Below are 15,027 nucleotides of genomic sequence, written 5' to 3' on the forward strand. Positions count from 1 at the left end.
GAAGTTACTTTTTCATTTCACCTTCATTAAAAAAGTAGTACTCAGAAAAGAACAAAAGTATATATGCACTAGCAATAATCATCCATAGTCTTTTCAATGTTTCCATCTTTTAACCTCCTAAACCCCAGCAACTTATATAGCTTCAATTACAGCTGCAACAGCTAATTATAACTTCATGTAACAAAGAAATACTTGTTGTTAATTTGCAATACTATACTTTGCTTAAGCTTTCAGTTCTTTAACCATGTTACTCCATATAAGATATTATAATGCCCCCCCAATGTCAAGACACGAAATGAATTTTTTAAGTTGCTGATGTTCAACTTTCTGAGTAAGTAGGGCCTTATATTGGGCATGATAACGCTTACTATTCTTTGGCTTAGGATAGATTGTATAAAAGCCCATATCCCTCACCATTCGCCGAACCTTCTTTTTCTGGTTCACTTTCAATTCACGGCGAATTGTCTTAGTGAGCATCCTGTAGCTCCAAGTGGGATGGGCTGTATGCAGTTCATCAAGTTGGTTGAAACACCTCCAAATGTATGCTAGTCTATATTTAAAGGTGGTTTTTTATGTTAATAATAGCGCGACAAATAAGTGAAAGTGGCCTATATCAAATAATCCTGCAAGGAATTAATAAGCATATAATATTTGAAGACGAAGAAGATAAGGAAAAGTTTTTACAAACATTAAATAATTACAAAGTGAAAAGAGGATATATGGTATATGGATATTCTCTTATGGGAAAATCATATACATTTCATAATACATGAAATAGAAGAAGGATTAGAAATAGTAATGTGAAGCATAGGAGCCAGTTATATGTATTGGTACAATTGAAGATACAATAGAATTGGACATTTGTTTCAAGATAGATGCAAAAGCGAGCCAATAGAAGATGAAGCTTATTTATCAACGGTATTAAGATACACACATAACCACAAGAACCGTCCGGGACCAGTGACTGTGGTTATCTAGAGAGGAGGGGGTTTATTGAAAGCATTGAAATTATTTAGAAAAATTCAATGATACTATGAAAGATATAAAATAAACTTGAATAAGGAGGGTGATTATATAATGAAAAAAACAATATTTTTAATAGCCATGATTATTAGTATCTCTGTTTATACGGCCTGTACTCAAGATGTTACAGTTCCTGATGAAAATAATGAGCCCAATACCGGAGAGATAAATAATGAGTCACATAATAATCAACAAAGTTCAGAGTACACAAATATTAATCCAAAAGATGATAGTGAGAATAATGTAAAAGATGCTCCATCTGATGGTAAAGTTGATTTAAGGAAGGTTGTCATAAAAAATGATGTATTTAGGATCTATCAGCCAGCTCCTGGTGCTGAAGTAAAGGAAAAAATAGTTGTTAAGGGATTAGCAAGGATTTTTGAAGGTACTGTATTATATGAGTTTGAAGACGGTCATAATATCCTTGATAAAGGTTTTACAACAGCTACAGAAGGTGCTCCAGGATGGGGAGAATTTGAGATTGTTATACAGCTTGATAAAGATGTAGCTAATGATTCAGGAAGTGTTATTTTGTATGAAGAAAGTGCAAAAGACGGCTCTAGAAGAAATGAGTTAATCATTCCTGTTAAGATTATTCAGTAAAATAATTAAGTTGAAAAAATGTATTTGCTAATCTAAAAGTTGCGATTTCTATTTTACACATTTAGGCAAAAAATATATTACTCAATAACATAAAAAACGCCATAGATTGTATATCTCCTACAACTGACGGTTGAGAATACATTTATTACGTTTCTTTTACAGAGCATGTATAAACCCAATGAGAACACTTGTTCTAATAACAAATGACTGATATAATATTGGTATTAACTCGTAGAAGATTATGCAGATAGAACTGTTATGATTTTCTCTCACTGCAGTTGTGAGGATTTGCGAATATGGGGGGTGCTATGAGATGGTAAAGAAACCTATTAAAGGGACAATCCAGGCGAAAGGTATTGATATTGCAATTTATACGGAAGATTTTCGAAACGAGTTTATTTCTCTTACAGATATTGCAAGATATAAGAGCGATGAACCTAATGATGCTATTAAAAATTGGATGCGAAATCGGGATACAATAGAATTTTTAGGTTTATGGGAAAGCTTGCATAATCCAAGCTTTAAACCCGTCGAATTCGACGGGTTTAAAAAAGAAGCTGGTTTGAATGCATTTACAATGTCTCCGACAAAATGGATTACAACTGTAAATGCAATTGGCATTGTCTCAAAGTCAGGTCGATATGGTGGAACATTTGCTCATTCCGACATTGCTTTTGAATTTGCCTCATGGATATCAGCAGAGTTTAAGCTCTATATTATTAAGGATTATAAAAGATTAAAAAACGATGAAAGCAGCAGGCTTTCCTTAGGTTGGAATTTAAATAGGGAGATATCCAAACTTAACTATAGAATTCATACCGATGCTATTAAGGAAAATTTACTCCCACCGGAATTGAAGCCATTTCAAATTTCAATGACTTATGCCAGCGAAGCAGATGTGTTAAATGTTGCCCTCTTCGGAATTACAGCTAAACAGTGGAGAATCATAAGGGCTATATTGTATTAAAATCTGAATTATTAGACAATAAATAGATTACCCTACTGTGAAAGCAGTAGGGTTTTCATGTTCACGTAAATCTAACTTTTATTAATTTATTTGAACATCTTCCATTCTACCATTATTAGCCTATCCAATTTTTAAGAAAGAAAGCTATTGGAGTGGGCTTCTAAAAATTAGCTGGACCCTAATATCCTTTATATTGTATATCTACTTTAAATTGGATATAATGGTTTTAAATAACGTGGTAATACCACAACTGAGGTGAGTACTATTGATTGTTAAAAAAAATGCAGAATCTAAGGTTGAAGAGTATCTCATCAAGCTCATTTTAAATGGTAAGGTTAGTCCAGGGACTTATTTAAAGCCTGAAAGACAGCTTGCTATAGAGTTGGGTTATACTCGCCCTGTTATTCACAAGGCCATCATAAGGTTGGAGTCAAAAGGGTTGGTTACTATCGTACCGAGGCAAGGTGTAATGGTGAACGACTATAGAATAACAGGGAAGCTTGAACTATTAGAGAATCTTTTTGACTTAAATCGACAGGGCATCCATCCAGCTTTAAACCGATCTATGCTTAGGTTTATTCACAGAAACTTCCAATCACTATTAATTGAATTAGCATCTGATAAATCTAATACCCTGAAATTCCATCAAAATCCAATTGAATCAGGGGAGGATATTTTCAATTGGATGCATGGGTATGCTATGTCTTCAAAAAATGTAATTTATACAATGCTATTTAATGAATTTAAGTTGGGTATTTTGAATGTTGGAGATGCCATTGTAAAAGCAGATAAACAGTTTCTGCAGCAGGGAAGAAAGTCCATCGATCATGCTGTTGAATCAGGGCATATTGATGATATTGAGGTTTTACTTCACCAATGGTTTAACACCATTGAAAAATTATGGTTAGGGGGAGAAAAAAGTGAATAAAAATTCCGTAGTAAAAACCTTTATGAGTGCACTTCTGGTACTTTGTGGCATGCTTGCCATGACGGGATTATTTACAAGAGTTGTACCAGGTGCCAACCCTTCTATACATTGGTATTTTTCACCGATTACTGTTTTGTTCAGTGATTCGGGGCCTCTGATAATTGCAATCATAGTTTTTTTACTTATTATTGGTGGTGCCTTGCATATTCTTAAGACGACCGGACTAATGGAAGGGGTTATCATTGCAACAGCAAAAAAATACCAAGAAAAAGAATTTGTACTCTTAAGTGTGTTGGTATTGGTCTTTATGGCTATGGGAGCTTTTGTAGGTGTTTTTGAAGAAGTGGTGCCTCTAGTCCCACTTGTAATCCTGCTTTCAAAGGGTATGGGCTGGGATGACATGACTGGCCTTGGTATTAGTATTTTGGCCTGTAGCCTTGGGTTTGCAGCTGCAGTCACCAATCCATTTACCATAGGTGTAGCACAGGAATTAGCAGAGGTACCGCTTTTTTCTGGAGCAGTGCTAAGGATTTTTGTCTTTAAATCAGTGTATATGATTCTTCTTGGATTCTTATGGGGGCACATAAAAAAGACCCGTACTCCAATAAGAAAAGATGTGTTGGCTGTTGAGCCTAAAGGACAGATTCCTAAAAAGGCTTATATTTTTTTTTCGTCTTCAATGATTTTAATGGGATGCTTCATCGCCACCTCTCCATTTATCTCAATTTTACGTGACCTGAGTTTGCCGATAATCGCCCTCATCTTTTTTGTAACGGCCATGGGGGTTGGTCAGCTAGTTAAGGGGAATATGAAATGGATTGCTAAACAGTATGCTATTGGTGCCCGTGATATGGCACCAGCTATTGTTTTAATTCTAATAGCAACAGGCATTAAGCATATTATGATTGAAGGACATATTTTAGACTATATCTTATCTAGGGTGTCTAATAACATTGATCAGTTCTCCATTTGGTGCTATCGTAATGATTTTTCTATTGGTTCTCTTCTTGAATTTTTTTATCGGTTCCGGAAGCGCTAAAGCATTCATTCTAATGCCTTTACTGGTACCAACTACAGATTTACTTGGGATAAGCAGACAGTTGGGCATATTGGCATTCCAGTTTGGAGATGGCTTTTCCAATGTACTTTATCCAACCAATGCTGTGCTGCTTATCGCCTTAGGATTATCCGGAGTGAGTTATGGAAAATGGTTTAGATTTATTCTTCCTATCCAAGGGCTTCTATTAATACTATCTCTAATATGGTTGGCCATCGCTTATCGATTCGGTTATGGTCTATAAGAAGGAGGATTTTATGAAATTCAATTTAAACAGTAATTTTTTATTTATGATCGGTGGTTGTGTATTTACTTTTGTAATAGCCCAGTCTGTTTTTTTCCTTTATAGAGCCATTAAACAGGCTAAGATTATGGGAATGGACAGAGCTGTTATAAAAAGTACCATTATATCCAGTGCTGCATTCTCAATTGCACCTGCACTTTCAATTCTTTTGGGGGTTCTTTCCTTATCAAAATTTTTAGGATTACCATTGCCTTGGATTAGACTTAGTATTTTGGGAGCATTAACCTATGAACTGACAGCAGCTGCATCTGCAGCATCCTCTGTCGGCATCTCAGTAACAGAGCAGATTACTAATCCTCAAGCTTATACCACTATTGCATGGGTGATGACTCTAGGTATTATACCTGGTGTAATTTTGATTCCTCTGTTTCTTAAAAAAATACAAGGTGGATTAATTTCTCAAAAAAACAGGGATAGGATATGGGGAGAACACTTTATGACGGCTATTTTTCTGGGTATGATTTCTGCATTCCTTGGAATGGTATTTGCCACAGTACGTAAGGGTATAGCAGGATGGATACCTGTGTTTGTTCTTATTTTCTCAGCAATTGTTATGGTGTGCTGCGGATTGGCTATCAAAAAATATAATGTTAAATGGCTTGAGGACTATGCACTTCCTTTTAGTATTTTAGGGGGGATGGCCTTTGCCATTTTAACTACTCATATATTGGTGTAGGGGGGATAAATATGAAAAATAGAGGATATGAGGATTCGGTTCATGTGTATGGACGTCTTTGGATGTTTTTCGCACTATTAATGATGTTGATGATACCAGCTTCCATTTGTCTTTATTATGATGCATGGCCCACATTTAGTTCTGTTTTTAAAGGGTTAATGGGTGTAGCTCCCATATTTTGGACTGTTGCAGTGATTGAAGTTGTAACTTTTACTCCAATGCTTGGATCAGGGGGAGCTTATCTTGGATTTGTTACAGGAAATCTTACAAATTTAAAGGTGCCTTGTGCTTTGTATGCTATGGAAAATGCAAAAGTTAAACAGGGTTCTCTAGAAGGTGAGATTATTTCTACTATTGCTATTGCAGTATCATCAATAGTCACAACTCTAATTATCGCCTTGGGAATATTGATGCTAGCTCCATTGACACCAGTGCTGCAGTCGGATTTATTAAAACCAGCTTTTGATAACATACTACCAGCTCTTTTTGGTGGGCTTGCTGTAGTGTATGTGGGTAAGAACTGGAAAATTGCACTTACCCCGCTGTTGTTTATGATTACTTTGTTTATTATGATACCAAGCCTTGCAAGCTCTGTATCTGTATTGGTTTCCATAGGTGTGGTAATTGCTATTGGTACAGCACGGATTCTTTACAAAAAAGGGAAGCTCTAGGAGGTTAATATGTGGATTGTATTTTTATTGTTGGCATGTTTTGTAATGGTTTTAGTAATCCGAGCTTTATGGTTTAAGGTTGAGTCTACCAATGGTAAATCCCTTATAGCATCGGATGGAGATGTAGAGGCTGTAACTCAACGCTTTTCAAAGATGATTCAATGCCCTACTGTAAGCTATTTTGAAAAGGAGAAAATGGATTGGCAGGTTTTTGAAGATTTTAAAGAGCTGCTACCAGTTCTTTACCCTAAAATTCATGCTGTTTGTGACCGAGAGTTTCACAGTGAAACGGGTATACTGTATTTGTGGAAGGGACATAGAAGTGATGCTGTGACCGTACTCATGTCTCACTATGACGTAGTGCCTGCCAATGAAGAGTTATGGTCTAAGCCACCATTTTCAGGGATTGTAGAAGCTAATACAATCTGGGGAAGAGGGACTCTAGATACCAAAGGAACTCTATGCGGTATACTAGAGGCAGCAGAAAGACTGATTGCTCAGGGATATATTCCTGAAAATGATATTTATTTTTCCTTCTCAGGAGATGAGGAGATCAGCGGGCCTTCAGCCCCTGCCATTGTATCATATTTACAGAAAAAAGGTATACGTCCTGCGCTGGTTCTTGACGAAGGAGGAGCTATTGTTAAGAACATCTTGCCAGGAGTAGATAAGCCTATTGCTGTAATTGGAACTGGAGAAAAGGGTTATATGGACATTGAACTCTCTATGAAAGGTAAAGGAGGACATTCATCCACCCCTCCTCCCAATTCTTTAGTAGGATTACTATCAAAAGCGGTAGTAAGGCTTGAAAGAAGGCCTTTTAAATCTCATTTAACACCACCTGTACAGGAGCTTTTTGAAACCCTTGGGATACATTCGTCATTCACTTATCGATTTGTTTTTTCAAACCTATGGTGTTTTAGTCCGTTAATCCAGTGGTTATTTGGAAGAAAAGGTGGAGAAATGAATGCCTTGATTAGGACTACCCTTGCGGTGACGAAGGCTGAGGGTAGTGAAGCCTTTAATGTGGTGCCAGTAAAAGCAAGTATAGGTGTCAATCTCAGGCTGTTATCTAAAGATACCACCGATGAGGCATTGAAACATGTCAAGACAGTTATCAACAACGAGGATATAGAGGTGAAGGTTATTGAAAAAAGGGAGGCTTCCCCCATTTCTCCTACCAATACGGAGGCATGGAAAAAAGTAAAAACTGCTATTCAAAACACTTGGGAAGGTACAATTGTAACACCTTATCTTATGTTGGCTGCCAGTGATTCAAGACATTTTTGCAGTATATCAGATAATGTGCTGCGGTTTTCAGCTATGTCTCTTTCAGAGGAAGAACGTGGGTTAATCCATGGCAATAATGAACGTATACCAATAAAAACCTTGATGGATACCATTGATTTTTATGAACGGTTGATGCAACTGCTTTGATAACCTGTTGCTGGGTGTTAGCCAAGGGGAGAAACCAAAACAGCAACTACCCTCGGAGAAGCTAGAAGGAAAGAGGCCGAGATGAGCCCTACTGTGATTGCAGTAGGGTTTTTAGAGCTGGTAAAATGATTATAATAACTTACATTAACTGTATGATTGGTATAAAATGTAATAGATAATAGTTTTAGTTAATCAAGAAAATTGGAAGATGAATATCCTTACAAAGTTTTACATAATAAGTAAACTTTCCACTAAGCACTTTGTAGTTTGTATAACTAAGCTGTTGGCTAAAGTGTAGCAAGCAATCAGTTTTCACATATATTGTAGTACAAAAGAAAGGAGGAAAAAAATGAGTTCATATATAAGAGTCTTTCATGCTGTTCCAGATGCACCAGCAGTAGATGTATATGCCAACAATTGTTTAATAGTAAATAATATTTCCTATAAACATATCTCTCAGTATTTATACTTGCCTTCAGGACCTACCAATATTAAAATATATCCTGCTGGTAGTATGGGTATTCCCGTACTGGATGTCAATATAGTAGTACCTCCTATGGAAATTCTTACAGTTGCTGCTGTAGGAACTCTTTCTACTATTGGATTGCTTGTTATTGAAGAACCTAAATTTTGTAATCCCTACCATCAGAGCAATATAAGGTTTGCCCACTTATCCCCCAATGCACCATCGGTAGACATCACTTTGAGGGATGGGACAGTAATTTTTGGTAATGTGTCATTTAAAGATGTTACTGATTATCTAAGGGTAGCACCAGGAATATATGAATTACAAGTAAGAATAGCTGGAACAAATCAAGTAGTCCTTAACTTACCCCCTGTGGCCTTGAATCCTAAAACCTTCTACACGATATATGCAGTAGGGCTAGTTGGAGAAATGCCACCTTTACAGGCACTCTTGTCTGTGGATAGAATATGCTAACCCCTAATGTGAGGAATTTTAATTAGAGTATTCTATGACTATAGAGAAGTTATTTAATAATAAAGCAGGGGTATTTATTGAATTTTCAAAAATATTGCCCAGTGACTATATTATAGCAGATAACATTTAACGAATTCGATCTTTGTCTATTCATTAAGATGTTTTCCAAAATCAAATGGACAACCGTATCTTCTGATACGGTCTTTTTCATGGGGTTATTTAGTAGTATAATAGAAAGGAGGTTTATATACCGTTAGTTGGAAGTATATATGTAACTAGCCCTTGTAATCTGTGAAACAGTGAAAGGAATGAAGCTGAAAATGAAGTATAGAGTGAATCCTAAGAATAATGATCAGCTTTCTATTTTAGGCTTTGGATGTATGCGTTTTCCAAGGGATGAAAAGGAAGTAGAAAAACAGATTATTTATGCCATAGAAAATGGTGTTAACTATTTTGATACAGCCTACATCTATCCCAACAGCGAAGCGGTATTAGGGAGGGTGCTGGCCAAGGGTTATCGCCATCGAGTTAAAATTGCAACAAAGCTCCCTCCATATTTAATTAAAAAATATGAGGATTTTGATCGAATTTTTGATGAGGAATTGAGACGATTACAGACGGATTATATTGATTACTATTTTATTCATATGCTATCAGATGTAAATATGTGGAACAGGTTAATTGATATTGGAGTTTTAAGATGGATAGAAGAAAAAAAGCAAAAAGGTCAGATAATCAATGTTGGTTTTTCTTACCACGGTGGTAGAGAAGATTTCATTAAGATTATCGATGAATATGACTGGGAGTTTTGTATGATTCAGTATAACTATCTAGACGAGAATAATCAAGCTGGAAAAACTGGATTACAATATGCAGCAGCTAAGGGATTACCGGTTATGGTTATGGAACCATTGAGAGGCGGAAAGCTGGTTACCAACCTCCCAAAGGAAGTATATAAAATATGGGAAAAGGCCCACATAAAGCGTTCTCCAGCAGAATGGGCATTTCATTGGATTTGGAATCACCCAGAGGTTACAGTGGTTTTATCCGGGATGAATTCTATGGAAATGATCCAAGAAAACATCAATGCAGCATCTCAAGCTGAGGCCAATTCCTTTACGGAGGAGGACTATGAGGTATTCAATAAGGTGGGGAGGATCCTTAAGGAAAAAATCAAGGTTCCATGTACAGCCTGCAACTACTGCATGCCCTGTCCTATGGGGGTAGATATTCCTACTGTTTTTTCTTGTTATAATGATGTGGAGATAGAAGGGAAGCTTATGGGTAAGATAAAGTATTTAGTACAAACCAGCCTAAAAACTGATGCAAGTAATGCCTCCTTGTGCTCCAAATGCCGAAAATGTGAAATATATTGTCCTCAGAAAATCGCAATTGGAGATGAACTTGAGAAAACAGCTAAAAAAATGGAAGGCATCTTTTATAAACCTGCTAGATATTTTATCAAGAAATTTATGAAGTTATAGAAATTGAATAAGACCAAATGTTATATACAAGGAGAACTGGATATATATATAATATCTATTGATTTAGACAGGCACTATAAGTATATACAGGAGGTGTTTATCTATGTTAAAATGGGCACTAGTATTCTTTATAATATCAGTAATAGCAGGATTGTTTGGTTTTAGAGGCGTTGCTGGTACATCTAAGCAGATTGCTAAAGTGCTATTTTTCATCTTTGTCGTATTGTTTGTACTTACGCTTATTTTTGGAGGTCTAGCCATTTAGTATAGAATCCTAAACTTTATAACAAAGGTATGAAAGTCGCAATTATTGCGACTTTTCTGCTTATTTGATCTAATCAATTAATCGTATCTTGTCTTAACCATCTTAATATTTTTATTCCATCGGTGGTTATAGACTTGAAAAATGACAATATATAATATAAGTAGTTTTTAAAAATCGTAGGAGGTGCTTACATGTTAAAGGCTATAGCCAATATCGTAAGGGGACTATCTGCTGACGCAGTAGAGGCAGCCATTTCAGGACATCCTGGCTTGCCATTAGGCTGTGCTGAAATTGGAGGAGTGTTATATGGTGAAGTACTGAATTACAATCCAAAGGATCCCCATTGGATCAATCGGGATCGCTTCGTATTATCAGCTGGTCATGGTTCGATGCTACTGTATTCCTATCTTCACCTTGCCCAGTTTGATTTACCCCTAGAGGAAATAAAAGCTTTTCGACAGTTAGGTTCAATAACTCCAGGGCATCCAGAGATTCATGAAACCCCTGGGGTCGAAGCAACCACTGGCCCTTTAGGACAGGGTTTTTCAAATGCTGTAGGGATGGCTTTAGCAGAAAGAATTCTTGCAAAAAAGTATAACACTGAGGATTATACTATTATAGATCATTACACCTATACCTTGATGGGAGATGGTTGTATGATGGAGGGGGTAACCTCTGAGGCAGCTTCATTGGCTGGACATTTAGGACTTGGAAAACTCATTGCCATATATGATAGTAACAACATCACCATTGAGGGGAATACTAGTTTAGCCTTTACTGAGTCGGTTGCAGATAGATTTAGAGCCTATGGATGGCAGGTGATAGACAATATAGATGGTCATAATGTCCATGAGGTTAGGGAAGCTATCCTAACGGCTAAGGAAGAAGGGGAGAAACCCTCCTTAATCATAGCGAAAACCACCATTGGTTATGGAGCACCAAATAAGGAAGGTACTAGTAGTGTTCATGGTTCCCCCTTGGGGGAGTCTGAAGTTACTCTGATGAAGGAAGCAATAGGGCTTCCCAATAACGAGAGATTTTATATATCAGAGGAGGTAAAAAACTTTTTCTCCCAAAGAATAAAGGAATTAGAAGAAAAATATCGAGATTGGGTAACTAAGTATCAAAGGTGGTCAGAGGATTATCCAAAGAAGAGAAAGGATTTAGAAGAAGCCTTAAACTTAGAGCTACCAAAGGAATTAAGAGAGGATATTGCAGGCTTAAAAATTAAGTCTCCAAGTGCCACAAGAAAATCCTCCAGTGAAGTGCTTACAGCTGTGGCTGATAATCTTCATTATTTAATTGGAGGCTCTGCGGATTTAGCACCCTCAAATAACACTTATCTTAAAAAGTACTCCGAAATTCAAAAAGGAAGTTATGATGGAAGAAATCTACGCTTTGGAGTTCGAGAGCATGGTATGGCGGCAATTGCAAATGGTATCTCCCTTCATGGAGGATTGAGACCCTATTGCGGAAGCTTCCTTGTGTTTTCGGATTATATGAGGGCTGGAATTAGGATGTCTGCCATTATGAAGCAGCCAGTAATATATGTTTTAACCCATGATTCAATCGCCGTTGGGGAGGATGGACCTACCCATCAGCCCATTGAGCACTTGGAATCTCTAAGATTGATCCCCAATTTAAAGGTTATCAGACCAGCAGATGCAGAAGAGGTAAAGGAAGGATGGCTTTTAGCTCTAGAAAACCTCACAGGCCCAACAGCTCTGATTTTAACAAGACAGGATTTGCCCCTAATTGAAAAAGAGTTTGGAATCTCTAATATGGCCAGGGGTGCCTATATCGTCGAAAAAGAAAAGGGGAAACAAGAGGTTACCCTTATGGCATCGGGAAGCGAATTGGCCTTGGCAGTTGAAACAGCAGGACTATTAAAGGAGAAGAAAATTGGTGTGAGGGTTGTATCGGTACCTGATCGAGGAGAATTTGTGAAGCAAGAGAATAACTATATCCATGAGGTTTTAGGGGATGATCAAGCAATGAGGGTAGCCATTGAGGCTGGTGTAGGGATAGGTTGGTATCAACTACTAAAGGATAGGCATATGGTTGTTGGAATCGAAGACTTTGGTGCCAGTGGAAAAGGAGAAGAGGTTCAAAGAAAATTTGGATTTGTTGCAGAAAAAATTGCCAATGATATTTTAAAAAGTATGTAAATAACAAAGCTTATTAAATACTTTGTCTTCAATCTAACTCTACTGTGAAAACAGTAGAGTTTTTTAATGACTATACAAAACTGTTCATAAGAATTAACAATTATTTAATATAGTAAATATGTAAAATATGTATAATGGAATCAATAGGATAAAAGTACTAAATTTATAGAATTAAATGGAGTTGAGTAAAGTGGGACAGGATAATATAAAATCTTTAGATAATATGCAATATGAAAAAATAATCAATACAGAAGATGTTGATAATGTTTTTCAGTGTATTATATCATTGAAGGATGGTACTGTATTAGGCTATGAGGCTTTATGCAGGGGACCAAAAGGAACAATCTACGAGAATCCAAAAAACCTGTTTCATACAGCTAAACAATATGGAAGAATCCTTGAATTAGAGGAAATCTGTAAAAGGAAGGCCCTACAAAAATTTAAGAGCAAAGGCGAAAAAGTTAAGCTTTTTGTAAACATAGACCCCAGTTGCCTTTTTGAAGACGAAGAAGGTATAAACCTATTAAAAAATCTATTTACATTATGGGATGAGGATTATAGCTTTCTTATATTTGAGGTGACAGAAGAGATTTGCATAGGTGACTATAAACGTTTTTGTAATGCTCTAAATCAATATAAAAAGTTTGGAATTGATATTGCCATTGATAACGTTGGTAATGGATATGCAGGTTTAAATCTTCTTACCAACTTAGAACCCTTGTATATGAAAATTAATATGGAACTGGTAAGGGATGTTGAAAAAAATGTCTTTAAGAAGGCCATTATTAAATCTTTAGTAGCATTTGCTAATAATACAAACTCAAAGCTCATTGCTGAAGGAATCGAGACCCAAGCTGAGTTGGATGAGTTAATAGATTTAGGTGTTCACTATGGACAAGGTTATTATATTCAAAAACCTTCTTATGAGTTACTTCATACCCATTCCAATATAAAACAACATATATTAGAAAGAAATTTAACTATCAGTGACATCAAACTACAAAATATTACTACTATTAGAATTGGAGAGATTAGTAGACCTATAAGAAATATTTTTGTCGATACCTTAGGAAAAGAAGTAAACATGATATTTGAAAATGACTTAACTATACAAGGTCTTCCGGTGGTTGATGATGATAAACCCGTAGGACTAATTATGAAGCATAAATTTTATCGCTATTTAGGAAAACAGTATGGATACTCAATTTTTATGGATAGACCTGTAGATTATTTAATGGATAACGCACCAATGGTTATAGATTTTGATACGCCCTTAGATCAAGTTTCTGAGATCGCTATGAAGAGAGATGATGATACCCTCTATGATTACATAATTGTAACTAAAAATCATAAATACTGTGGAATAGCCACAATAAAAGATTTATTACAGAAAACAACTGAGATAGAACTAAATCGAGCTAAGTTTGCAAATCCATTGACAGGGTTGCCAGGAAACATTATTATAGAGCAAAAAATCAGAAATATCATTAAATCTACAAAGGATTATTCAGTGCTTTACTTTGATATAGATAATTTTAAATCCTATAATGATGTTTATGGCTTTGATAATGGAGACAGAATTCTTCAAATGCTAGGTAATTTGATAGGGCAGTGGATGGAGCTATTAGATTTTAAGGAGGGTTTTCTAGGGCACATAGGAGGAGATGACTTTGTTGCAATAGTAGAAAGCCATGTCGTCAATAACTTATGCGATGCAATTATTGATAAGTTTGATAGAAGCATTCTAGATTACTATTCAGAAATTGATCAGAAAAATGGATATATTATGGCAGAAAACCGTCATGGTGTCATGGAGCAATATCCTTTAATGAGTTTATCCATAGCAATTGTGACAAATAAATACCAAAACTTTGAGAGTGTTTCACAGTTGGTAGAGTATGCCAGTAGGATTAAGAAAAAATGTAAAGCATGTTGGAAAAGTAATTATATTATTGGAAATATCACTGAATAAGGGTTTATTAACATAGTTTTTAAGAACTCTTAATATAAACACGTCTAAAATAAGGAACTGAAGGTGTATCATATAAATATAAAGCTTACTAAGAGTTCATGGAGGTGCATAGTGTGAAAAGCATAACCTATGGGGATCTTACATTTGAACAAGTATGTGCTAAAATAAAAGATTACACTAAGAAGGACTTACAAGGAACCTATGTAATCTCTATTGGAACCGACTCTCAAAGCTATGAGGGGGTTACAAAAATGGTTTCTGTTATTACCTTAATTCGAAAATCAAAGGGTGGCATCTTTTTTTATGATATTAGAAAGTAGACTCATACTCATCCTCGGGTATTGCAGATAGGCTTTCTAAGCGAGGCAGTATAGTGAGCTAATTATTGTTTAAGAAAATTAATATGAACCCAAAGCAAGTAATGTATAAAAGTAATACTTATCATGAAATATTGTAAGTAATAAGAATTTAAATGTATAAGAGATAGCTATCGATTATGATTGTAGTACTAAAAAAAGATTACCCTACTGTT

At 35.9% G+C, this 15,027-nt stretch carries 14 protein-coding genes and 1 pseudogene; 14 read left to right on the forward strand and 1 reads right to left on the reverse strand.

Translation table 11 applies throughout. The features are described from left to right. Positions 1-264: 264 nt before the first annotated feature. Positions 265-444 (reverse strand): hypothetical protein, encoded by a 180-nt coding sequence (locus tag F8153_RS16645; protein ID WP_192929685.1) that lies wholly within the window; start codon positions 442-444, stop codon positions 265-267. Positions 445-572: 128 nt separating this feature from the next. Here F8153_RS16645 and F8153_RS06125 point away from each other — a divergent pair, with 128 nt between their 5' ends. From F8153_RS06125 to F8153_RS06195, 14 genes and pseudogenes are all read left to right on the forward strand, one after another. Continuing rightward, positions 573-773 (forward strand): hypothetical protein, encoded by a 201-nt coding sequence (locus tag F8153_RS06125; RefSeq protein ID WP_151865495.1) that lies wholly within the window; start codon positions 573-575, stop codon positions 771-773. A gap of 304 nt (positions 774-1,077) precedes the next feature. Continuing rightward, a complete protein-coding gene (locus F8153_RS06130) occupies positions 1,078-1,626 on the forward strand; it encodes a Gmad2 immunoglobulin-like domain-containing protein (protein WP_151865496.1) in 549 nt (182 codons plus the stop codon). A gap of 313 nt (positions 1,627-1,939) precedes the next feature. Continuing rightward, positions 1,940-2,593, forward strand: coding sequence for a KilA-N domain-containing protein (locus F8153_RS06135; RefSeq protein ID WP_151865497.1), 654 nt, complete (start codon positions 1,940-1,942; stop codon positions 2,591-2,593). Positions 2,594-2,858: 265 nt separating this feature from the next. Next, positions 2,859-3,521, forward strand: coding sequence for a FadR/GntR family transcriptional regulator (locus tag F8153_RS06140; RefSeq protein ID WP_151865498.1), 663 nt, complete (start codon positions 2,859-2,861; stop codon positions 3,519-3,521). 58 nt (positions 3,522-3,579) lie between these two features. Beyond that, positions 3,580-4,822, forward strand: a pseudogene (locus F8153_RS06145) (Na+/H+ antiporter NhaC family protein). Between the two features lie 13 nt (positions 4,823-4,835). Continuing rightward, positions 4,836-5,558 carry a DUF5058 family protein gene (locus F8153_RS06155; RefSeq protein WP_151865501.1) on the forward strand — a complete coding sequence of 241 codons (723 nt, stop codon included), beginning with the start codon at positions 4,836-4,838 and terminating at the stop codon, positions 5,556-5,558. Positions 5,559-5,569: 11 nt separating this feature from the next. Beyond that, positions 5,570-6,229, forward strand: coding sequence for a hypothetical protein (locus F8153_RS06160; protein WP_151865502.1), 660 nt, complete (start codon positions 5,570-5,572; stop codon positions 6,227-6,229). Between the two features lie 9 nt (positions 6,230-6,238). Beyond that, on the forward strand, positions 6,239-7,666 hold the full coding sequence (locus F8153_RS06165) for a M20/M25/M40 family metallo-hydrolase (RefSeq protein WP_151865503.1): 1,428 nt from the start codon (positions 6,239-6,241) through the stop codon (positions 7,664-7,666). A gap of 349 nt (positions 7,667-8,015) precedes the next feature. Further along, complete coding sequence (locus F8153_RS06170; protein WP_151865504.1) at positions 8,016-8,606, forward strand: DUF4397 domain-containing protein; 591 nt, start codon at positions 8,016-8,018, stop codon at positions 8,604-8,606. A gap of 320 nt (positions 8,607-8,926) precedes the next feature. Then, complete coding sequence (locus F8153_RS06175; RefSeq protein WP_151865505.1) at positions 8,927-10,090, forward strand: aldo/keto reductase; 1,164 nt, start codon at positions 8,927-8,929, stop codon at positions 10,088-10,090. A gap of 103 nt (positions 10,091-10,193) precedes the next feature. Continuing rightward, positions 10,194-10,355, forward strand: a complete 162-nt coding sequence (locus tag F8153_RS06180) for a DUF1328 domain-containing protein (RefSeq protein ID WP_151865506.1) — start codon at positions 10,194-10,196, stop codon at positions 10,353-10,355. A 191-nt stretch (positions 10,356-10,546) separates the two neighbouring features. Beyond that, positions 10,547-12,523: a transketolase gene (tkt, locus tag F8153_RS06185; protein ID WP_151865507.1), complete on the forward strand. Its 1,977-nt coding sequence runs from the start codon at positions 10,547-10,549 to the stop codon at positions 12,521-12,523. 175 nt (positions 12,524-12,698) lie between these two features. Continuing rightward, on the forward strand, positions 12,699-14,495 hold the full coding sequence (locus tag F8153_RS06190; protein WP_151865508.1) for a GGDEF domain-containing protein: 1,797 nt from the start codon (positions 12,699-12,701) through the stop codon (positions 14,493-14,495). Positions 14,496-14,608: 113 nt separating this feature from the next. Continuing rightward, positions 14,609-14,815: a ribonuclease H-like YkuK family protein gene (locus F8153_RS06195; RefSeq protein ID WP_192929686.1), complete on the forward strand. Its 207-nt coding sequence runs from the start codon at positions 14,609-14,611 to the stop codon at positions 14,813-14,815. Positions 14,816-15,027: the final 212 nt, after the last annotated feature.

The organism is Alkaliphilus serpentinus (genome assembly GCF_009017255.1).
GTDB classification, from domain to species: domain Bacteria; phylum Bacillota; class Clostridia; order Peptostreptococcales; family Natronincolaceae; genus Alkaliphilus_D; species Alkaliphilus_D serpentinus.

Coding starts and splice junctions, on each gene's coding strand:
- F8153_RS06135 (WP_151865497.1), top strand. CDS start 1,940: ATGGTAAAGAAACCTATTAAAGGGACAATCCAGGCGAAAGGTATTGAT.
- F8153_RS06180 (WP_151865506.1), top strand. CDS start 10,194: ATGTTAAAATGGGCACTAGTATTCTTTATAATATCAGTAATAGCAGGA.
- F8153_RS06125 (WP_151865495.1), top strand. CDS start 573: ATGTTAATAATAGCGCGACAAATAAGTGAAAGTGGCCTATATCAAATA.
- F8153_RS06165 (WP_151865503.1), top strand. CDS start 6,239: ATGTGGATTGTATTTTTATTGTTGGCATGTTTTGTAATGGTTTTAGTA.
- F8153_RS06155 (WP_151865501.1), top strand. CDS start 4,836: ATGAAATTCAATTTAAACAGTAATTTTTTATTTATGATCGGTGGTTGT.
- F8153_RS06130 (WP_151865496.1), top strand. CDS start 1,078: ATGAAAAAAACAATATTTTTAATAGCCATGATTATTAGTATCTCTGTT.
- F8153_RS06170 (WP_151865504.1), top strand. CDS start 8,016: ATGAGTTCATATATAAGAGTCTTTCATGCTGTTCCAGATGCACCAGCA.
- F8153_RS06190 (WP_151865508.1), top strand. CDS start 12,699: ATGGAGTTGAGTAAAGTGGGACAGGATAATATAAAATCTTTAGATAAT.
- tkt (WP_151865507.1), top strand. CDS start 10,547: ATGTTAAAGGCTATAGCCAATATCGTAAGGGGACTATCTGCTGACGCA.
- F8153_RS06160 (WP_151865502.1), top strand. CDS start 5,570: ATGAAAAATAGAGGATATGAGGATTCGGTTCATGTGTATGGACGTCTT.
- F8153_RS06175 (WP_151865505.1), top strand. CDS start 8,927: ATGAAGTATAGAGTGAATCCTAAGAATAATGATCAGCTTTCTATTTTA.